Consider the following 23,719-nt stretch of genomic DNA (forward strand, 5'->3'; position numbering starts at 1 on the left):
ATGAAAAAACTGTTTTCCCCTGGTTCACTGCTTATCCTGCTACTGGCGGCACTGGTGCCCTTCAGCAACCTGCAGGCCCAAACCCAGCCTACGATCGTTCGCGGTAAGATCATCAGCAGCCGCGACAAAAAGCCCATTCATGGCGCGTCAGTAACCGAAATCGATAACGACGAGCGTATTATCCGTGGGGTGAGTACCGATATAGATGGCAATTTCGCGTTGAAGATGTCGAACCCGAAGAACAAGATCTCGATCTCTTATATAGGCTTTAAATCCATTGTACAAAGCCCTGATGGTAAAACCAGCATCACTGTATCACTGGTTCCCGCCAATTCAGACATGGATGAGATCATTGTGGTGGCCGATAAAAAAAGCGACAATGGTATGATGCCCGTCTCTGAACGGGACCGCACATTCGCCGCTGCTACTATCAGTGCCAAAGAAATGGAAGAAATGCAGGCCACCTCTATTGACCAGGCCCTGCAGGGCCGGTTGCCAGGTCTTGATATCACCGCCAGCTCGGGCGACCCGGGTGCAGCCATGAGCATCAAGATCCGCGGTACCTCCTCTATCAACTCTTCAGACAACCCGCTGATCGTTGTAGACGGAATGCCTTATGAAACCGAGATCCCTTCCGATTTTAACTTTGGTACGGCCGATGAACAGGGCTATGCCGCCTTATTGAACATTTCCCCTTCCGATATAAAAGACATCACCGTGCTGAAAGACGCCGCTGCCACCGCAGTATGGGGCGCCCGCGCAGCCGGTGGCGTACTGATCATTACTACCAAACGGGGAAAGATGGGTAAGCCCGCATTAACCTATACGTTCAAGTCTTCCATTACCAAAGCCCCCGATGCCATCCCCATGCTCAACGGCGATCAGTATTCAATGCTGATCCCCGAGTTGGTGATGAACAAGAACGGACAGCCACTCAATACCCAGCTGTATAAAGAATTCCAGTACGATCCCAATGATCCTTACTATTATTACAACTATAGCAACAATACCGACTGGGTACGCGCCATCAGGCAAACAGGGTATATTCAGGACCACAACTTATCGATGAGCGGCGGTGGCAGGAAAGCCCGCTATTTCACCTCGCTCGATTACACAAAACAAATTGGTACTACCCTCGGCAACGATCTCAGCCGTATCAATACCCGTATCAACCTCGATTACACCGTATCGGCCCGCATCCGTTTCAGGACCGATCTCTCGTATTCGCACTCGCTCAACAACCGCAACTATGCCGATAACCTGCTGGAGGTAGCTTATAAAAAAATGCCTAACATGAGCATTTACGAATACGATGAGTACGGAAACAAAACACCCAACTTCTTTTCGCCGGCCCAAAACGTACAGGGACAATACGGCGGTATAAACAGCAGCAATAAACTCACCGGCACCGTTAACCCCGTTGCCATGGCAACAGCGGCCTACCGCCGGATACTCAGCGAACGGGTGATACCGCATTTTCAGTTGCAATATGATCTTAAACCCAGTGTGCTGCAAGCCATCTTCGATATTCAGTTCGATATCAACAATACCAAGAATAAATCCTTCCTGCCACAGATCGCTACCGGCCGGCCCTGGACCGAAACCGTCGTGAACCGCGTGTATGATGGCGATGCAGACGCCTTCAGCGTACAATCGAAAACCAGTTTGACCTATACGCCGCACCTGAAAGAAAATCATAAGCTGATCTTCTTCTCTACATTTCTCACCAGCGATTACAAATATGTATCGCACCAGGCGCAAACGTCGAATACGGCATCAACCGATCTGCAGGACCCCTCGGTTCCTTCCCGTACCGCCAATACCGACCTGAACCTGACCGCCACCCAGATACAGAGCCGCTCCATTGGTGCGCTGGTGAACGGCCAGTATGCATTTAAAGACAGGTACATTTTCAACGCCGCCTTGCGCATGGATGGCAACTCAAAATTCGGTCCCGCCCACCGGTATGGGTTCTTCCCGTCAGTATCGGCCCGCTGGCGCCTGTCGGATGAATGGTTTATGCGCCCCTTACAGAAATGGGTGAACGACCTCAGCATACGCGGTAGTTATGGCCACTCAGGACGGGAACCTAAAAATGACTACACCTTTTACAACACCTATAATACATTTGCTTATACCTACCTTGGTCAATCGGCTATTTACCCGGCCACCATGCAGTTGAACAACCTTACCTGGGAAGTAAATAAAGGAGCGAACCTGGGTTTCAACCTCATTATGCTGAACCGGCGCATCAACCTCGATGTTGACCTGTACCGCAACCGCATTGACAAAATGTTCTTCAGCGGTTTACAGATCTCTTCGTTTAGCGGTTTCGATAAAGTGGATATGAACGTGGGCACCATGGACAACCAGGGCTGGGAGGTGAATTTAAATACCGTGCTGGTAAGAAAGAAGGATTACTCAATTGAATTCAACTTCAATATTGCCCATAATGATAACATCATTCGCCAGATCTCGGAATATTATCCCCGTGAAAAAGGGAATATAGAAGCCAACGGCCAGTACAAATCCCTGTTACAGGTGAACAACCCCTTTGGTTCTTTCTATGGTTTCAGGTATAAAGGCGTATATGCCGACAAAAACGCCACCATGGCCCGGGATGCCAAAGGACAACCGATAGTAGGACCTAACGGACAGCAAATTTACATGCGCTTTAATTATCCCAATGTTGATTATATGTTCCAGCCGGGTGATGCCATTTATGAAGACATCAACCATGATGGCAACATCAACTATATGGATGTGGTTTACCTGGGAAATGGCAACCCCAAATTAACCGGTGGCTTTGGACCAACCCTCTCCTGGAAAAACCAGCTGCGGGTAACCGTCTTCTTTAACTACCGCCTGGGCCAGGACATTATCAACGGCACAAAAATGAGCACCACTGCCATGTACAACTTCGATAACCAAAGTACAGCGGTATTAAGAAGATGGCGGAAAGAAGGCGATATCACAGATATGCCAAGAGCCGTATATGGAACCGGTTATAACTGGCTGGGTAGCGACCGGTATGTGGAAGACGGATCGTTCATGCGGTTACGTTCGGCCACCATCAGGTACAACTTCACGCAGAAGGCGCTGAGCAGGTTCAAGCTGGGAACATTAAGCGCTTATATCACTGCCGAAAACCTATTGACCCTTACCCGATATACCGGCCAGGACCCCGAAGTGTCGGCAAGAGGCAGCGATCCTTTCCGGGTAGCCATGGACTATTCCATGACACCGCCTTCAAAAACATTTACCATCGGCTTAAGCACAACATTCTAAAATCAACGAACGCTACTATCATGTATAGGAAATTTTATATCGCCCTATTTTTAATGTTGCTGGCTACAGGCGCCGGCTCCTGTAAGAAATGGCTCAACCTGAAACCGGCAGACGGTATTGTAAGCGATGAATTCTGGAAAACGAAGGAGCAACTGGCTGCAGCGGTAAATGGCATTTATGCTTCCCTGCTAGGCAACCCCGCCGGCGTTAGCGACCGCACCATTGGCGAATACCTGTTCATGTGGGGCGAACTGCGGGCCGATATGGTAATACCCTCCAGTGGCGCAAGTAACAACGACATCGACATCTATAACGTCAATTTGCTGTCGACCAATACTATCGTGAACTGGCGCGCTGTATACCGTACAATTAACTATTGTAATACTGTGATCACGCTGGGGCCCGGTGTAATGAAACAGGATAACACCCTGAGTGAACAGCAGCTGAATGCCTATTTGGCCGAAGCCCGTACCATTCGCGCCCTGATGTATTTTTACCTGGTGCGCAGTTTTGGCGATGTGCCGCTCAAGCTTAGCGCCACCACCAGCGATGACCAGCTGGAACAATTACCCAAAAGCAAACAGGCAGAGGTGCTTGACCAGATCGTCAGCGACCTTAAAGAAGCGGAACCGGTAGCCGTTACCACCTATGGCAATAAAGATTTTGATAAAGGCCGCGTAACCAAATACACCGTTTATGCCCTCATGGCCGATGTGTATTTGTGGATGGACAAATACAATGACTGTATTACAGCCTGCGACAAAGTGATCAATTCAGGAAAATTCGGTTTGATCACCAGTAGAAGCTTTTTCTATCAGATATTCGGTGCAGGCAATTCAAATGAATCCATCTTCGAGTTCCAGTATAGCAAAGAAGCCCTGAACCCCTTCTACCCCCTATTCTTAACCAATAAAAGAAGGTACCAGGCAGCTGATGCGGTAATGGAAGACATTTATACGGTTGATTATTCGAATGCAGACAGCATCGATTACCGGGCAGATAATGCTTCGGTGCAAAGCAGCAATAACGCCATTATAAAATTTATCTGGGACGCATCGGCCGATAATTCCTATAACCACTGGATCGTTTACCGCTATGCCGATATCCTGCTGATGAAAGCAGAAGCGTTGAATCAAATTGGCCAGGGGCCCGAAGCAGTAAAGATCGTATACGCCATCAGGCAACGCGGTCATGCCCTGGCAGCAACAGACCACCAGCCCGACGCTAATAGCGTAGACCAGGTTACCGATTTTATTCTGGAAGAACGGGCGCGGGAATTTGCGTTTGAAGGTAAACGCTGGTACGACCTGTTGCGCAATGCCAAAAGGAATAATTATGAACGGCTCGATATTTTACTGCAGATGGTGACCACTGCCGCCCCGCCCGAACGGCAACAAAGTGCCCTGAACAAATACAAAGACTTTAACAGCCATTATTTCCCGATATATTACTATGAGCTGAATACCGACAAGAATCTTGAACAAAACCCATTTTATCAGTAAGCTCTTTTTAAATCTTGCTTATATGAAGAAATTTATTAAACCTGCTGCACTGCTTATCGTAATCACCCTGATAGTGGTTGGGTTATCGCAATGTAAAAAAATAAAGATTGCGACCCTCACCACCGACGATGCAAACCTGGTAGGTTACATGGAAAAATATCCTGAGACCTACTCAGATTTTTTAAAAGTGCTGGATAAATCGGGCACTTACGCCTACATGAATGCCTATGGCACTTATACCCTGTTTGCGCCTAATAACGATGCCATGAAAAGCTACCTGCAGGAAATAGGCAAATCATCTGTTGATGATTTAACGGCAGATGACTGTAAAACAATGGTACGTTATCATGTGCTGATAGATACTATTTCCACCCCTTCCTTTACAGATGGAAAACTGCCGGTGCCCACCATGTATGGCGAATACCTGGTTACCGGCATCAATAATGAGAACGGCGTATCGCGCTATATTGTTAACCGCCGCGCGATCATTGTTCAGCCAAACATTCATACCGGTAACGGCATCTTACATACAATAGATCACGTACTGGTGCCCAGCAAAAAAACATTGTACCAGGTAATATCTGAGAACAGCAATTACAGCATTTTTACCAAAGCACTGATAGAAACCGGATACGATGGCATACTCAAAACCCTGGCTTATAAAAACGATACCACGCCCATCTGGTACACCGTACTGGCGCAATCAGATGCCGTATATGCCAATAGCAAGATCTACAGCTATGACGACCTGAAAGCAAAATATAAAGGCGTAAATGTAAAAGACCCGAAAGACAGCCTGAACATGTATGTTGGTTATCATATTTTAACCAACCTGAAATTCCTCGCCGACCTTGTAGTGACACCAGCCCATGAGACCCTGGTTCCGCAGGAAGTAATTACCGTTGCATTAAAGGAACAGAATGTACTGCTGAATTATGAAACCGATAATGGGGTTACCGACAGCGCCCTGGTAAACCGGGTATACAGCGATATTGCCTGCACCAATGGCGTATTACACGACATAAATAATAACCTGTATATAAAAGTGCGCAACCCAACGCCTGTTTATTGGGATGTGGCTGAACAACCCGAGATCATGAAGCTGACCTCCATCTTCCGCAAAGGCGGTAAAGGACAAACATTCCAGGTAGGAGATCTTAAAGATATTACCTGGAACGCGGGCACCGTAGAGTATTACTGTAATACCCCCGGCGCCAAAGATCTGTTTTACTGGAATGACCGGTTAAACTTTCAATACCTGAAAACAACCAGCGGCAACATGAACTGGGTTGAATTAACCACCCCGCTCATCATTAAAGGCAGGTACAAAGTATGGGTTTGCTGGCGTGCGAATGGCGGCATTACCGGCCTTGGCATGCAAACCTGGATAGACGGCGTACTGATGCCGCGCCTGTGGTCGTTCGGCGATTATAACTATGGCAAATACTTAACAGAAGCAGAAGTGCAGGCAGCAGGATGGAAACGGTATTATGTAGGCGCCAGCACAGCCGATCACATGGCCTCAAAACTGGTAGGCACTGTAGAGATCACTACCACCGGCCGCCATAAAATAAAATTCGTTACTACAGAAGTTTCGCCCAAAACCCAGGGATGCTGGCTCGATATGATCCATTTCATTCCTGAGAACATGGACCAATACAAACCCAAGTTCGCTACAGATGGCTCTGTAGTTTATTAAAGTACTGTTGATTCATTTTACCTGACAAAGGCGGTCCCGGCTCAGACGGGGGCCGGACCGCCCGGGTAAATCAAATTCTATACGTGTTATGTTATCAATGAAAAAGAAATCAGTTGTATTAGCCCTGTGTTTATGGTGTACTGCACAGCTATCCTGTACCCGTAAATGGGACGACCATAATAAAGCAAACGATAATGATCTTACGCAGAACCTGTATGAAAAGATCGCCAATGACGCCTCCTTAAGTAAGTTTGCCGGCTACCTCGAAAAAACAGGTTATGCCGATACCATACAGTTGAACAAGACCTTTACGGTATGGGCCCCCACCAACGACGCCCTGCAATCGATAGACGCCACCATTGGCAATGATGCCACCAAACTGAAAGCCTTTGTCGCCCATCATATTGCCCGCCTCTCCTATTATACCACCCTGGTGCAGTCGCCGTATTCACGCCTGCCGCTGTTAGATGGGAAGTATGCTATTTTTAAACAGGCCGCATTTGAAGATGCAACCATCAACACCAGCGACCGGTTAGCCGCCAACGGGGTATTGCATACCATTACAGGCGCCGCCGCACCAGTTGGTAACTGCTGGAATTATATTGATTCGCTGAAAGGGCTCAATAACAATATGGCCACCTATATTAATGTTACGCTTACAAAAGCAAGGAGAGATACAACCAATGCCGTACAGATCGGTATTAATCCGCAAACCGGCGAACCTATTTATCAGAAAGGAACCGATACTGTTATCCACAACGATTTTATTGATGGGGTATATGACATTAGCAACGAAAGTAAAGAATATACAGTTTTCATACTCGACAACCCCACCTGGCTTAAAGAAAGGGGCAAACTGGATACCTTTTATAAAACAGGCGGCATAGACACAACACTCTCGCTTTCGCTCTGGAACGCTGCCAGGGATATGGTGGTACCCGGCTCCTATGCGCCTGATCAGTTACCCGATTCGGTTCAATCGAAATTCGGCACCTGGTTCCAGATCAACAGATCGGCCATTCAAACAGTATACCATACCAGCAATGGCTATGTATATGTAATGGGCGATATGGATGTAAAGCTGCGGCAGCGTATAAGACCCTACGTGGTGCAGGGTGAATCTTACTCCGGCACCAGCAACGGCTCTACCTCACCGATATACCTGCGCACGCTCATTAACCCCAATAACAACCAACCCTTTAGCGACCTGTTTGCCTACAGCCATGGCGTAAATAAATGGTATGTGCGCTACCGGATCTATAATGTGTTCACCACAAAATATAAGGTATACTGGACAACCTATAATAACCGGTTCAACAATACCCTGAACCAGCGGCTGGCCATTGGCACATCAACCAATACCACTTTCCCCTATCGCAATGTGGCTTACAATGTATATAACGAGGAATACCTGGGCGATTACACCGTTTCCACTTACGGGAACGGCTATCTTGATCTGTATCTCGTGAGCGCAGATATAGCGCCCAGCTCGAGCAATATGAACCAAAATGCCCTGTTCCTCGATTACATCAGACTGGAACCGGTTATTCAATAAAACTAACTTATGCGTTCTCCTATTCAACTCATGAAACTCTCTACAGCACTTACCAAAACGGCTTCCATTACAGCGCTGGCGACCCTGCTATGCAGTCAACTGGCAGCCCAGGACGTTAAAAGCGATACCACGCAACCGGCATCCAGTCAGGACACGATCATCATTATCAAAAAACCAGCCGTGGCCGATTCGCTGGCGTTGAAAGCTACCGGTACCATACTCGATGCTTCCACGCGCAAGCCATTACCGGGTATCAATATTTCCGTACCCAATTTTTCCGCCGCCATCTCTGATGAGAACGGCCAGTTTACGATAAAAGTTCCTTCCTATAGTACCACCCTGCAGGTATCGAGCCCGGGTTTTCAATCGAAAGATGTTCCTTTAAGAGGAAAAAGATCGGTATCGGTACAGCTGTTTGATGAGAACTTTGATTCCTACTACGACCCGGCAGTAACCCCTACAGGCGTTTTACCAAAGAACGAGATCACTTCGGCCATTGTTAGCACCAATACGCAGGGCGCGTGGAACCGCAACCTGGAAACACCCGATAATTATATGCAGGGCATTGCCAGCGGCGTAACCGTTGTTCGCCGCTCAGGTACACCAAATATGGGGAGCTCCCTGTTCATGCGCGGTATGTCATCGATGTATGCCACCAACCGGCCATTGATCGTGGTGGATGGCATGATCTATGAGAATTCCGATTTTGGCGGTTCCATCATCAACCATTTTTATTCAAATCCCCTGTCACTGATAGATATAAAAGACATAGATAATATTACGGTCATCAAAGACGGTTCTTCCTTATACGGCACCAAGGGCGCCAATGGCGTCATCATGATCACCACTGCCAAGGCAAAGGATGAGGCCACCCGCATTGACCTCGGTGTTTTCACCGGTGTGAACTTCACACCCAAAAAGATCCCGGTCATGACTGCGTCGCAGTACAGACCCTACCTTTCGGACATATTACAATCACAGGGCATGACAGATGAGCAAATAAAAGCGAAACCCTACATGACCGACGACCCCTCGAACCCTAATTATTACGCAACCCATTACAATACCGACTGGCAGGATGCTATTTTCAAGAACGGACTGTCACAAAATATTTATCTGCGGGTGACCGGTGGTGATAATATTGCCAAATATGCGTTATCGATGGGTTATTTAAAGAACCAGGGCGTTATTAAAAATACCGATCTCGCCCGCTATAATACCCGGTTGAATGCCGATCTGAATTTAAGCAAGCGGCTAACGGCCAACAGCAACCTGTCGTTTTCCTATGGAGAACAAAATACGCAGCACCTGGGTTTGAACAACAACCTCAATCCCATTTTTGTTGCACTGGCAAAAGCACCCTTTTTCCCCATTCAGGATGTTGATAAAGACGGGGTAGAGTCGCCCAACCTGGCCGATGTTGACACGCTGGGAAGAAGTAACCCGGTTACCCTGGTGAATAATGTGCTGGCCAAAAATAAAAGCTACCGGTTTTTTGGTTCGTTGAACTTCAACTATACCATCAACCGCTTTTTAACCGTAAGTTCTTTGTTCGGAATAACGCATGATAAAGTGCGCGAAAACTTCTTTATTCCGCGTAAGGGCATTACCAACGATACCCTGCAAACGGCAGTTGCCGACAGCCGCTCGGGCAGTCAGACCAAACGCCTGTTCGGGGTGTTCAATGATACCCGCATTCGCTATAAGAATACATTTAAGCTGATCCATGATGTAGAAGTGCTGGCCGGTGTACGCTACCAGCAACAAAGCCAGGAACAGGATGTGGGCTATGGATATAACTCAGCCACCGACGAACTGGTGAATGTTGGTTATAGTGTTCCCAGCCTGCGCAAAGTAGGCGGTGATATTGGCAAGAACCGCTGGATGAACACCTATCTCAATGTTAATTACGGGTACAACAATAAATTCTTCCTTACTGCAGCCGTTTCGGCTGATGGTTCATCGCGCTTTGGCAGAAGCATTCCAAACGCATTGACCGTTAACGGCAATAAATTTTCCCTGTTACCTTCCTTACACGCAGCCTGGCTGGTAACATCAGAAGCATTCATGAACAAAGTTCCGTTCATCAGTATGCTGAAACTGCGCGCCGGTTATGGCTTTACCGGTAACGACGATATTGGCAACTATACAGCCCGTCAGTATTATGTATCGCAGAACCTGCTGGGTATGGAAGGACTGGTTCGCGGCAGTATCGCCAATCCGCAGTTACAATGGGAAGTGAACAAAAAAGCCAGCCTGGGATTTGATCTCGGCCTCATGCACGACCGCTTACGCCTCAGTGCAGATGTTTATCAGAACCGCACCGACAAGATGGTGGTGATCGAAAAAGCGCCTACGGCCACCGGCTTTGACTACATCACTTCTAACAGCGGCGGCATGAAGACCGAAGGTATTGAACTGAATATAAGCGGCCGCATCATCAACCGTCCCCTGTTGAAATGGGATGTGAGCGCCGGTATTGCCGCTTATAAGAACAGGATCACCAAACTGCCCGATGACCGCATCATTACGCAATTTGCCGATGGTTATATCCTCAGCGAAACAGGCAAGGCAGCCAATCTGTTCTATGGTTACAAAACACACGGCGTGTATAGCATTGATGCAGCCGCTGCCGCCGACGGTTTTCAAACCCAAACACCTGCCGGCCCCATGGCTTCCTTTAAAGGCGGCGATATGATCTTTGAAGATGTGGACGGCAATAAGCGCATCGACAAAGGGGATATGCAGGTGATCGGCAATCCCAATCCCGATTTTACCGGTATGTTCAGCAGCAGCCTTACCTGGCGGCGTTTTTCATTTGATGCGCTGTTCACTTTCAGCGTGGGCAATGATGTATACAATTACATGCGCGCGCAACTGGAAGCTGGTTCCAGCTACGATAACCAGTTACCTGTTATGGCCAACCGCTGGCGTACACAGGGACAGGTCACCAACATCCCTAAAGCCGTTTATGGCGATCCCATGGGCAACAGCCGCTTCAGTGACCGCTGGATCGAAGATGGTTCTTACCTGCGTTTGAGAACAATATCGATCAGCTACAATGTGCCAATAAGACCTGCATTCCTGAAGTATATTACAGTATATGCATCGGGCAACAACCTGGTGACCTTTACAAAATACCTGGGTTATGATCCTGAGTTCAGTGCCACCGAAGGCGTGCTGGGCCAGGGCGTTGATATTGGCCTGGAACCGCAATTCAGATCGGTACAAACAGGCGTGCGGATTGGTTTATAAAATTTAATTGTAACGGAGTAATAATATGATTATGTCAGCCATAAAAAAAATAGTTTCCCTTTTAACCCTCCTGTTCTTTACAACCCTGTTCAGTGGTTGTAAAAAACTCTTTGATGTGCAGCCCGAACAAGCGCTCGATAAAGAGGAGGTATACCAGAACGTATATGATGCCGATGCGGCCGTGCTTGGTTTATATGGCAAGTTCCTGCAACTGGCTAAACAATACGTTGTATTGAATGAATTGCGGGCCGACCTTATGGACGCCACGCTGAATGCCGATGAAGACCTGAAACAGGTTAATGAACATACCGTAACGGAAGATAATCCGTATGCCGATCCCCGGCCATTTTATGAGGTCATTTTGAATTGCAATGATATCCTGAAGAATTTTGATATCATGCGAGATGGCAAAAAGTTCAAGGAAGATGAATACCGCCAGCGTTATTCAGATGTGGCTGCCCTGCGCGCCTGGGTGTATTTGCAGGCCGGCATCCAGTTTGGTAAAATTCCCTATATAACCGAGCCGTTTGAAACGGTGAACGATGTAAAAAATGAAGCCAAATATCCGCGGCTCGATCTTAAAACACTCATTGACTCACTGGTTAATTCAACCGAAAGGATCCCTTATAAAGAATTATACCCCACAGGCGCCAGTCTTATCACCAACGTGGATGGCTATAACACGGCAAAATTCTTTATCAACAAGAAATGCCTGCTCGGCGATCTGTACCTGTGGCGTTCGGCTTTTACCGGTTCAACTGCTGATTCAAGAAAGGCTGCCGAAAATTATAAGGATGTAATGGAAACCTACGGCACCAATGTCGACAACTACCGGGTACGTTTTTCTGATGTAACAAAGAATGTTGATATCGCCATTAACTATTGGGGCGATGCGCGTATCAATCAATATGATGAAAGAAGACTGGTTGATGTAAACACCAGTGGCTGGCGTTCAATTTTTGCCCGCGGCCAGGATGATCTGTATAACCAGGAATGGATCTGGATGTTGTATTTCGACAAAGGCTTTAAACCCGAGAATCCATTTATCGACCTGTTCTCGAACCGGGGTGGCCGTTACCAGTTAAAACCCAGTCAGGCAGCCATAGACTTCTGGAACAGCCAGGTGCAATCGGAAAATAATTTCCCTTACGATGCCCGGGGCAGGCTCACTTACAAAACGCTGGGTTCGCAACCGGTGATCACGAAATACCTGTATAACTATCTTACAGAAGATACCTATGTACCCGTTAGCGTACTGGAGAAACCAGGCAAATGGTTCTTATACCGGGCAGCGCAATTGCACCTGCGTTATTCAGAAGCAGCCAACCGCGATGGCCGCAGCCGCATTGCGTATGCTTTAGTGCACAATGGTATTGCCTACAATTTCGACAGTAACCCCGGCGCCGGCACCAGCCGTGATGTTACCAATACCCAGCAAACCTTTGATATATACCCGTATAATTTTGATGCCCGTATGGGCGATTATCCCAGCTACCGGGCGCCCTGGCACCGCAATGTGGGTGTGCGCGGAAGAGCGCATCTTACATCTGCCCCCATTCCGTCAGGCGCCGACAGTGTGTTGACCATTGAAGACAGGATCATCACCGAAAGCGCGCTGGAGCTGGCCTATGAAGGCACCCGCTGGCAAGACCTGATGCGGGTGGCCATCAGAAGAAATGATGCCGGTTTTCTGGCAACCCGCGTAGCGGCTAAATTTGAAAAAGCAGGCAACGCCGGTTTGGCGAGCAGCATCAAAGCCAAATTAATGAACCAGAACAACTGGTACCTGCCGTTTAAATGGAAATAACAGGGAGCAATAAGTTATAACTTATGGCTTTTCTTTATAAACGCTGTTTCAGTCAGTTTCTTTAATCCGTACCCGTCTTTTATTTGAAGTAGGAAGTAGGAGGTAAGAAGTAAGAAGTTCGCGAATTTCGTACTTCCTACTTCTTACTTCATAACCTATGACCACTTTAGCTACAATTAATTACTCAACTATCAACTTTTTAGAAATCACGCCCTCCTCGCTCATCACCCGCAAATGATACACGCCCGCCCCTTTCGGCGCCGGCACCTGTATAACGGTTGAAGACAATTGCCGGTTAGTATACACCAGTTTACCATCGTTCGAGAAAATATTGGTCGTAATATATTTTCCGGGTGGACCAATGCTAACGGTCAGCAACGCTCCTTTATACACCGGGTTGGGATAAATACCCTGCAATTGCCCGGTCAATACCGCCTCGGGCGGATTCACTGCCTCCCGGGCTGTTGGCGTAGCGATCAGCCATTTCTGACAATTGCAATCTGAATAATCCTGTAACGACAATCGCGTGCCGGCCGTAGTGGAAGACCCCGCCACACTTACGATGCGGGAACCGGATAATGGCGTAACAATATGCGAGCCATCGCCCAGCCTTTCCACTTTGTATTTCTGACAGTTGTTATTCAACCAGGCATACAATTGCAGCAACGTACCTGCCGCGGTTCCGCAATTGATTACATCGGCCGAAAGCCCGCCCAGGGCATTGGTGAGCTGGTAGCAACCATCACCAACAGGTGTAAAATTCCATTTCTGACAGGTTAAGCTGGCCCAGGTGCCTTGTGCTATCCCCTGCCCCGAAGCGCCGGTACAACCCCAGGCGTCCCATACCAGGCCGCTGTTCTTGTTGGTGATACGGTATTGTCCCGAAGCGATCCAGTCGCGGGTAATAAATGGCCAGCCCCCACTGAAACCCATATTCGCAATATCGAGCTTTGCATTTCCATTATCGTTGCCATCATAGTAATGCATCGAAACAAAGTTGGATCCATTCTCGCGCAGCAGGCCTACATGACCGGGCCCAATGTATTTTCCCGAAGTGCTTAAGGCCACCGTTCCGCCTCCACTCTTCATATCGGTACCGTTCTTGTCAACATATGGTCCTGTAATGCTGGTTGAGCGGCCCATTACAATGTAATAGGTGCTGCTGGTGCCATTACAACAGTTTCCCCGGTTGGCAAACAGGTAATAATAACTACCGTCCTTTACAATATACGGCGCTTCCCAGTCGGCCCCATTGCCGCCTGCAATGCGGGTAACAGTAGCGCCGCTTTTTACCTTGCCGGTTGAAGCATCCAGTTCTATAATGCCAATACCGCCATGCCACGAACCATAGGTGAGGTATAATTTACCATCTGAGTTTTTGAACACCGCCGGGTCAATGGCATTGATATCACCCGAAGCAGAAGAGGAAACCACCTTGCCCTGATCGGTCCATACATAGGAGCTTGAACTCTGGTCAAGCGTAGGCGAGGTGGCCACGCCAATGGCTGATACGGAAGAACCGAATGTTGAACAGGAATAATACAGGTAATATTTCCCGTTCATGTAAATACAATCCGGCGCCCAGAACGTACCACTGAACCCCGGCACCGCAGTATTGATCCACGATGGCCAGGTTCCAATGGGAAATACGGTTTTGGGGCCGGATGTCCAGTAATATAAATTGGTTGAATACGCTGCATAAATGCCGTTGCCGGTGGTGAACATCCAGTATTTGCTTCCATCTTTTATCAGCGTCGACGGATCATGCGACTGGTACGAACCACCCAATGCAAATGCATGCCGGGGTTGTGTGAATAGTAATATTCCCAGCAAAAAGAGATAAGGTATTTCCTTTTTCATAAATGGCAAGTTTTAGAATGATTAATAGCTCGTCATTCCAACTTTACCCGCAGTACACTGAATGAATAGGGAGTTGTATTGAGTTCTATCTTTTTTCCTTTTACGGCAATTGTTGATTCAACAGGTACTACGTTGGTTGGACTGTCGAATGAATTCACATCAGTAAGCGCTGCCTGCATTACAGTCAGTTTGCCTTTGGCGGCGAGCTTTTTTACACCGTCGAATAGCAACGTATTGTTCTGCGGTTTGTCAGACGCGTTTACCAATTTAATGATCAGTTCATTGGTAGCAGCATCGATACAGGCCGAAGCATAGAGGCTGTCCTGCCCGGCTACTACATCATTGTTCAATGTAATGGGTACTACTTTGGAACCTTTGTTGAGGGAGAATAATTTTTGTACATAGTAATCGGGTGTTCCGTACGATTGCAGGTTGTTCACCCAAATGAGGTCGGGCGCCCATTGCCAACCCTCGGCATGCGCAAACAGCGGTGCATACGAAGCCATTTGCACTACATCGGCATTGCGTTCGAGGCTGGTCATAAACGCAGCTTCTGACAAAGCCGCCAGCCAGGTGTTGCGGGTAATGCCAACCGTTTTATCAACATGCGAGGCATATTCGCCACCGAACACTTTTGAACCGGTGCGCGGATAATTGTCGTACCGGCGGGCATTCTGCAGGAACCACTGCGGGCTGCGGTAATAATGCTCATCTATAAAATCTGCATTCAGCTTGCGGAGTTCGCCATTCAGGTAATCGAACCGGTCGCCATTGGGATCAGTGCCGGAACTGCAGATGAGTTTGAAGTTGGGATATTTTGCCTTGATGGCTGCCTGAAAAACTTTCAACCGCTCAATGTATTGCGGGCCCCAGTTCTCATTGCCTACACCCATCATCTTCAGGTTAAATGGAGCGGGATGGCCCATATTGGCCCGCACCTTGCCCCATTTGGTGCTTACGTCGCCATTGGCAAATTCAATGAGATCGAGCGCATCCTGTACATATGGATCAATCGCCTGCATAGGCACCACTTCGGCTGAATTGAACTGGCAGGCCATGCCGCAGTTCAGGATAGGCAGCGCTTCGGCCCCAATATCTTCAGCGAGTTGGAAGTATTCAAAAAAACCAAGACCAAAGGTTTGGAAATAATCGGGCGCATTGCGGTAAGGAAATTCAATATTCCACCGGTTTATCATCAATTGTCTTTCTTCAATGGGACCAACGGTATTCTTCCAGCGATAGCGGTTCGTAAGGTCGAATCCTTCTACAATACAACCACCGGGAAAACGAATGAACCCGGGTTTCATCTCGGCCAGCCATTGTACCATATCGGCGCGCATACCCCCGGGGCGGTTCTTCCAGGTATCGCCGGGAAACAGGGAGATCATATCCACATCAACCGTTCCATTTCCTTCGAACCAGATATTCAATTTACCTTTCAATACGGTTTCCCTTGCGTGAAAGCTAACGGCCGCCTTGTGCCAGCTGTCGCCAGCTTCGGTGAGCGACAGCACGGTATCGCCAACAACCTGTTTTGTTGTATCTATTAATTCAAGATGCAATTTCGTATGTGCGTCGGGTTGGCGGTACATGATGGAGAAATCATACCGTAACCCTTTTTTGATGCCCATGCCACGGAACCCTTCATTGGTAAGGCCCAGATCGCCTTTTGCTGCATTGTTCATGGTAACGCGCAGGAACCGGGGATTGCGGGTATCTTCATTTCCCCGGTTGATCACCAGCATTTCGCCTTCTACAAACTTTTTCCGGTTCACAGCCCAGCCCATCATGGGTTTGAAGAATTCAAACGAGCGGTTCTTCACCAGCTCGGCATAAATACCGCCATCTGCCCCCAGGTTGATATCTTCAAAGAAAATACCCCACATGGTAGGCTGAATGGCCACTGTTGGTTGTGCGGCTTTCACCAGCAGCGTGTGGTTTTGCTGCGAAAATGCTGGCATGTTCAACATCGCCATCACAAATAACAAAAGCGCAAATCGTTGTTTCATTCTATTTGATTCTTAGTTTTAAGTTACTTCTTCTTGCCCCAAACCGCGGTGCCCGCATTATTCAAACCTGTAAACACCAATGTAGTACTTTTCTTATTCTCCCAGTCACGTTCGCGGGAAACATACACTTTGTCGGTGAATGCCCCGTTGTTCCATTTTAACTCCAGCCAGGGTGCGGCGTATGTCCAGCTATTGGCGGCGCTGCCGTTGATTGTTCCATCTGCATTCAAAGTAATGGTGGTGGCCACCTGCAAATTGGCATCGGTTTGTTCGGCAGCGTAACCCGGCACCACTTTATAGCCCAGCACGATCTGTTCCCAGTCGCCGCTTAGCTCGCTTTGCGCAACAGTGGTTTGAGTTGTTTTGGCATACCGCTCGGGCGATACCACTGGCCAGCCATCGGCTGTCCAGAAGATCTTACGCACATGAAGGTCCATAAAATATTTATCAACCGAAGGCCTGCCCTGGTGCGCCATATAATACTGCCCGCTGCCATCGTCAAAGACGGCGCAATGCGCAGTGCCCTGCCAGCCGCCATGTCCCTGGAACTGGTAGGGCGCTATGATCATAGGGATATTGTCTTCTTCGAGGTTCAGGTCCTTTCCATTGAAATCGAGGAAGGGGCCCTGCGGTGAGGCAGACCGCCCTACCCGTACGTTGTATTTTGTTTCGAGCCAGTCATAGGCCATAAACAGGTAATACCGGCTCTGTGCGCTGTTGTAAATGATCTCGGGCCCTTCAATATTTCCATTGACGGTGCCATTGGTAAATCCGCGCTGGGCAATGCGTTTTCCTTTATCGCCGCTGGTGGCGGCCAAACCGGTGGTGGCATTCAGCTTCAATACATAAATGCCGTCAAATGCCGATCCGTAATACAACCAGTGCTCGCCATTTGGGGTAACCACTACCGTTGGGTCAATGGCATTGGTTTGCACAACCGGAAAATCATTGCGCGAGGTTACCACCAGTCCCTGCTCGGTCCACGGGCCTTCCGGCGCCGATGCAGTTGCCAGCCCAATGGCACTCAGGCGAAGGGTGGAACAGGACAGCGAATAATACAACCGGTACTGGTTATTCACTTTCATGATGTAGGGCGCCCATAACGACTGAAAGGGAGTGCCGCCGGCTTGTGTAATATAATTGGCGCCCATGGCCGGCAGGCCATTGAATGCCCAGCCTACGAATTGCCATTGCACCAGGTCCTTTGATTTTCTTATCTGAATACCGGGCCTAACCGACGTGCCATAGGCGGCATCGGTACTGTAACAGAAATAATAATCACCGGCTTTTACAATAGAAGGGTCGTGCACATTGTACGAACCCCATTGGGCATAGTAAGTAAAGGGTGCTATGGAGGCGTAGGTATCTGCAATGGTATTTACATCGAAGGTATCGGTAGCCGGTGGCGTAACCGGGTCAACCGGGCCGGTAGCTGACTTTTTTGAGCAGCCGGCAGCCACCATGAGCAGCACGGCCATCAGCAATCGTATGTTGGGTGTGAAAATATGCATGGAACCAATCGGATTAATGACAATCAGGTTGTGCCACGTAAATGTCATTGGCACAATTATAATTATTTATTGGGGAATGAACAAATCCCGCCGAAGCGGGATTTTGTGACACTCAATACCCTGAATTCTGTTTCAGGTTCTTGTTCACATCTATTTCAGCCTGGGGAATGGAGAAAAACTCCCGGCCGGCTACATAACTGTTGAACTCGGGGTCATGGGTTTTGAGTTCGGCCAGTTTAGTGGGGTTCTGTAACCAGCCCCAGCGTCGAATGTCATCGAACCGGTGCCCTTCGAGGGCAAATTCCAATGCGCGCTCATGGGAGATGCGCTCGCGCATATTCTCTTTTGATAAAGCGGCAAACTCCGCTTCGCGGTCGGGCAGGTTTGCCCGGTTGCGCACGCGTTGAATATATTTGGCGCATTCGGCCCTGTTATCGAGCTCATTCTGGCATTCGGCGTACATCAGCAATACATCTGAATAGCGCATCAACCGTTCATTGATGCCGGAACGCCAGTCTTTTTCATCAGGAACGGAACCATCGCCATTGCCGTATTTTTTTACCCCGATCTTATTCAGATCGGCGGCGTATACGGTTTGAAAGGATTGTCCGTATAATTTACAACCGGGATAATTGTAATAGATACTGGCGCGCAGGCGGGGATCATCTTCCCCTGTTTTTGTTTTTTCTTTTTTATACTCATCAACGATCCATTGGGTAGGCGCCGCATCGCCCCAGCCAAATGGCGCCGGCGCAAAGGTGATGGCGCGGGCAGTTGTTTTGCTCCAGTCGGCGGCAGGCGAGCTTACCCAACCCAGGGTAATGCCACCTACCTCACGGCTGAACTGGATCTCAAAGATGGATTCCTTGTTGTTTTCCTGGGCTTCGGTGAAGTTATCGCCATAATTTGCCATAAGATCGTAACCGCCCAGGTTCATCACTTCTTTGAACTTAGCCGAAGCCAGGTCATATTTCTGGTTGAACAGATAGCTTTTTCCAAGGAACGCCAGGGCTGCGCCTTTGGTGGCCCTTCCCAGATCGGCACCGCTGTAAGAAACCGGTAACAGTTTTGAGGCTTCATCAAAATCCTGGTATATCTGGTTCCACACATCCTGGGTGGCAGCCTGTGATGGGAAATACTCCGAGGAATTATCATAGAACTTTGTCACCAGCGGAATATTATTGAAGAAGGTAACGAGGTAATAATAATTCAACCCGCGCAGGAACAGCGCCTCGCCTTTCAGGCGGTTGGCCAGGTTCTGATCTTTGAACGGCACCTTGTGTAAATTATCCAGCACAAAATTCGACCGGGTAACACCGCCATAAAAAGCGATCCATAACCATTGCTGCATGATCATATTGTTGAACAGCTTAAAGGAGCCGGTGTTCGACAACACATCCCAGGGGCTGGGGCTCATCATATCGTCGCCCCTGAAATCGAGCGCACATTGGGCAAAGCGTAAAAAAGTGCCATCGTAGTATAACGACTGATAAATGGCGTTCACCGCCATCAACGCATCGTTGTCGTTCTTCCAGAACGTGGCGGTTGTCTGCTGGTTGGGATTGGCCAGCTCCAGGTATTTTTTACCACACGACATGCTTGATACAGCTACTGCGGTGGTCAATAATATTTTCTTAATGTTCATTGCAATTCAGTTTTGTTGTTCTATAATCCAAGCTGCACACCAAACAGGAACGAGCGGGGATTGGGCAATCCGCCTGCTTCATTGGCTGTAAATGCCCGGTTGGGGTACGACCCATTATCAATGGCCCGGTCGAACAGGCCATTGTTGTTGGCAAAATCAGGATCGAAACCCGTGTATTTTGTAAAGGTCACCAGGTTTTGTGCGGTGATGTACAGCCTTGCATTGGCAAGGTGCGCCCTTTGCAACAGCTGTTGCGGTAAGGTATACCCCACCTGCAGTGTGGTGATGCGTAAGAAGCTGCCATTCTCGATCCAGCGGGCCGAAGCGCGGCCGTTCTTATTGGGATCGAACATCACTACCCGGGGCACATCGGTATTGGTATGGGTGGGCGTCCAGCGGTCGAGCAATTTGGTGGCATAATTATCCCAACCGGCGCCGTTCTCAATACCGGCACGAATGGCGTTGTATATTTTATTGCCCGATACGCCTGAGGCAACCACCGACAGGTCGAATTGTTTATACGATACCGCCGCATTGAAACCATAATATAATTTGGGAATAGCGCTGCCAAGGTACGTGCGGTCATCATCATCGATCTTACCATCAGGCGCACCTGTTAATTTGCCATCTTTATCACGTCCATTGATGTCTTTAAACCGGTAATCGCCGGGACGGGTCAGTACTTCCTGGTACCTGTTGATCGGTGATTTGGCGTTCAGGGCATCAATTTCGGCCTGTGACTGAAAAATACCGTCGATCTGCCAGCCATACAACTCCCCTACTTCGCGGCCCACTTCTGTTTTGGTTAAATTACCATAACCATAAATGGGGTTGTTGCCATAACCCAGCGATAACACTTTATTTTTAAGCGTTGAAACGTTGGCATTGATGTTATAGGTGAAGCTGCCTTTTTTATCGTTATATCCCAGTTGAAATTCAAAACCGGAGTTCTGGATAGAAGCGCCGTTCATGAGGGGCGATTCCCAGGGATATACACCGGTTGAACCAGGTATTTGCACCACAAGCAGAATGTCTTTTCCGGTGTTGTGGAAGTATTCGGCAGAGAGGTTGAGCTTTTTGAACAACTGCAGATCGAGGCCGATGTTGCGGCTGATGTTGGTTTCCCATCTTATATCAGGCGTCGCAAATTGCGTTTGCGTGGCGCCCAATGCCAGTTGATTGCCAAACACCGCGTGGGCATACGAGTTAATATATGCCTGGTAGCCATAATTGGTTATTTCCTGGTTACCCAGTTCGCCATAGGAAGCGCGCAGTTTTATCTGGTTCACAAAAGAGGGAAGAACTGTTTGCAGGAATTGTTCATTATGCAATTTCCAGGCTACTGCTACAGAAGGGAAATTACCCCAGCGGTATTGGGGAGCAAACCGCGAGGAACCATCGCGGCGGATGGTGGCCGTAAATAAATATTTGTCGTTGTAGATATAATTCACCCGGCCGAAATAAGAAGAAAGCCGGTTCCTGTTCTCATCACCGGTTGCAGTAATACCCGATGTACCATTGCTTAAAATGGGGAAATAAGGTTGGGTGAACCCTTCTGCATGCGCAAAGGTGCGCGACATATTGCCTTCGAGTACCGACTGCCCCACCAACACATTCAGGCTATGCCGGCCAATTACTTTATCGAATGTGAGGGTATTTTCAATGGTGCTCGTATTGCCCGAACCACGCCAGTCGTTCATTTTGGCAATGTTGTTCACATAAAACCAGCCCAGGTCATGGATGGGTTCAAAATAGAAATCGCGCCAGTCGGTTCTTTCATAACCGAGGCTTAATTTATATTTCAACCATTTGGCAATTTCCAGTTCACCATAGGCATTCCCGATAAACCGGAAGCGTTCTGTTCTGCTATCAAGTACGTTATTGAAGCCAATGGCATTGGCGGTATATGAACCATGGATGGTTTGGCTGGCGCTGCTGTACCCGTCTCTGGTGCTTGAATCAAACACCGGCAAGGTGGGAATGGCGTTCACTATGTATCCCAGAATATTACCGGTATGCAGGAAGGTCATAAACCGCTGATCAATTTTGGCATAGCTGAATGATTCGCCAAATTTGAAACGGCCCTGTTTGAAATCGGTATTTACACGGAATGAATAGCGTTTGTAGGAAGGGCCCTTCCCCGCTACCGTTCCCAGATGATCGAAATAGTTCATCGATACATAGTATTTGGCGTTTTCGCTTCCGCCCGAAATACCAACAGTATGCTCCTGTATTTTACCGGTCTTGAAAGCTTCGGCCTGCCAATCGGTATTTACATTCTTTACATATAATGCCGAGGTAGGATCGTTGGCCGGTTTTACCAGTTGGGCCGGTTCGGCATTGGCGCTGGCTTCATTCACCAGTAGCTGATACTGCTGGGCATTGGCCACGTCGTATCTTTTTACAATATTCTGAACACCGTAATAGCCATTATAATCCAGTTTGAATTTGCCCGTTTTGCCACGTTTGGTGGTAATGATGATGACCCCGTTGGCAGCGCGTGATCCATAAATTGCGGCGGCCGATCCATCTTTCAACACCTGTATCGATTCTACATCGGCGATCACCAGGTCATTCACCGGCGCCTGCACCCCGTCAATAATGAATAGCGGAGCGTTATTGGAGAAATTATTTACCCCGCGGATCCTGATCGCCGGCGCGGCGCCTGGTTGTCCGCCACTGGTAACACTTACCCCGGCCACCTGCCCCTGCAGGGCTTTCACCACATCGTTGGTTGCTACCTTATTCAGCACCTTGGGGTCAACGCTGCTGATAGAACCGGTAAGATCTTTCTTCTTTTGTGTGCCGTAACCAATGATCACCACTTCTTCCTGTTCGATAATATTTTTTTTCATCACTACGTTGATCTCTGCCCGGCCGGCAATGCCCACTTCGGTGGTTTGCATGTCAACCGAGGAGAACACCAGCGTGTTTGCATCCTGCGGCACTTCCAGTTTAAAAAACCCTTTTTCATTGGTGACGGTGCCTACCTGGCTCGATCCTTTCACATAGACCGATACGCCCGCCAGTGGCGCGCCTCCTTCATTGGTGACGAGGCCGCTTACGACGGCATTGAGCTTTCCATTGATGTCTTTTGAGATAATGATCACCTCATTATCGACCAGGTTAAAGTTCAAACCTGTTTCAGACAGGGCCGTCTTCAATACCGAAGAAACAGGTGTTTCCTTTACGGTAATGGTTACAAAGAAGTCGTGCGGCAAAATATCGTTGCTGTAAGCAAACCGGTAATCGGTGAGCTTTTCAATACTTTTAAACAATTGCGGGATGGATGCGTTTTTCAACGACAGGGTAACTTTCTCTTCCTGTGAAAGTCCTTTCGCTGATACATGCAGGCAACCAATGATTAGTAAAGCAGTCGTTAGTTTCATAATCCTTACAGCTTTGGCATATGCCGTGTAAAGAAATGGCTCCGCCTCTGGCGGAATGAATTTTTTCATACCTTTAGAAAGTTTAAAGATGAATAATGGAAACAGGGCAAACCAATCACGTTAACCTGTTTCGGCTTTAAGCAGGGGAATGTTGCCGCATTCCCCTATTTATTTATTTTACATACGGTCCTTGCTTGCG

11 protein-coding genes are annotated in these 23,719 nt (G+C 48.3%); 6 read left to right on the forward strand and 5 right to left on the reverse strand.

Going from position 1 to position 23,719, the window contains the following annotated elements; all coding sequences use genetic code 11:
• The 6 genes from A3860_RS18100 to A3860_RS18125 all read left to right on the forward strand — a co-directional run bounded on the left by A3860_RS18100 (window position 1) and on the right by A3860_RS18125 (window position 13,106).
• Window positions 1–3,288, forward strand: coding sequence for a SusC/RagA family TonB-linked outer membrane protein (locus A3860_RS18100; protein WP_081148152.1), 3,288 nt, complete (start codon window positions 1–3; stop codon window positions 3,286–3,288).
• A gap of 20 nt (window positions 3,289–3,308) precedes the next feature.
• Window positions 3,309–4,790, forward strand: a complete 1,482-nt coding sequence (locus A3860_RS18105; protein ID WP_081148153.1) for a RagB/SusD family nutrient uptake outer membrane protein — start codon at window positions 3,309–3,311, stop codon at window positions 4,788–4,790.
• Between the two features lie 22 nt (window positions 4,791–4,812).
• Window positions 4,813–6,489, forward strand: coding sequence for a fasciclin domain-containing protein (locus A3860_RS18110; RefSeq protein WP_081148154.1), 1,677 nt, complete (start codon window positions 4,813–4,815; stop codon window positions 6,487–6,489).
• Between the two features lie 97 nt (window positions 6,490–6,586).
• Window positions 6,587–8,044, forward strand: a complete 1,458-nt coding sequence (locus A3860_RS18115; protein WP_158085299.1) for a fasciclin domain-containing protein — start codon at window positions 6,587–6,589, stop codon at window positions 8,042–8,044.
• Between the two features lie 9 nt (window positions 8,045–8,053).
• Window positions 8,054–11,299 (forward strand): SusC/RagA family TonB-linked outer membrane protein, encoded by a 3,246-nt coding sequence (locus A3860_RS18120; protein ID WP_081148156.1) that lies wholly within the window; start codon window positions 8,054–8,056, stop codon window positions 11,297–11,299.
• 31 nt (window positions 11,300–11,330) lie between these two features.
• Entirely contained in the window at window positions 11,331–13,106 is a 1,776-nt protein-coding gene (locus tag A3860_RS18125) for a RagB/SusD family nutrient uptake outer membrane protein (RefSeq protein ID WP_081148157.1), read from the forward strand.
• Between the two features lie 180 nt (window positions 13,107–13,286).
• Here A3860_RS18125 and A3860_RS18130 read toward each other — a convergent pair whose 3' ends face one another.
• From A3860_RS18130 to A3860_RS18150, 5 genes are all read right to left on the reverse strand, one after another.
• On the reverse strand, window positions 13,287–14,966 hold the full coding sequence (locus A3860_RS18130; protein WP_081148158.1) for a family 43 glycosylhydrolase: 1,680 nt from the start codon (window positions 14,964–14,966) through the stop codon (window positions 13,287–13,289).
• A 32-nt stretch (window positions 14,967–14,998) separates the two neighbouring features.
• Window positions 14,999–16,975, reverse strand: coding sequence for an alpha-L-arabinofuranosidase C-terminal domain-containing protein (locus A3860_RS18135; RefSeq protein WP_081148159.1), 1,977 nt, complete (start codon window positions 16,973–16,975; stop codon window positions 14,999–15,001).
• A 23-nt stretch (window positions 16,976–16,998) separates the two neighbouring features.
• Window positions 16,999–18,486 carry an arabinan endo-1,5-alpha-L-arabinosidase gene (locus A3860_RS18140; protein WP_081148365.1) on the reverse strand — a complete coding sequence of 496 codons (1,488 nt, stop codon included), beginning with the start codon at window positions 18,484–18,486 and terminating at the stop codon, window positions 16,999–17,001.
• Window positions 18,487–18,598: 112 nt separating this feature from the next.
• Window positions 18,599–20,131 carry a RagB/SusD family nutrient uptake outer membrane protein gene (locus A3860_RS18145; RefSeq protein WP_081148160.1) on the reverse strand — a complete coding sequence of 511 codons (1,533 nt, stop codon included), beginning with the start codon at window positions 20,129–20,131 and terminating at the stop codon, window positions 18,599–18,601.
• A 20-nt stretch (window positions 20,132–20,151) separates the two neighbouring features.
• Entirely contained in the window at window positions 20,152–23,589 is a 3,438-nt protein-coding gene (locus tag A3860_RS18150) for a SusC/RagA family TonB-linked outer membrane protein (RefSeq protein WP_081148161.1), read from the reverse strand.
• Window positions 23,590–23,719: the final 130 nt, after the last annotated feature.

The organism is Niastella vici (assembly GCF_002077945.1).
GTDB classification, from domain to species: Bacteria; Bacteroidota; Bacteroidia; order Chitinophagales; family Chitinophagaceae; genus Niastella; species Niastella vici.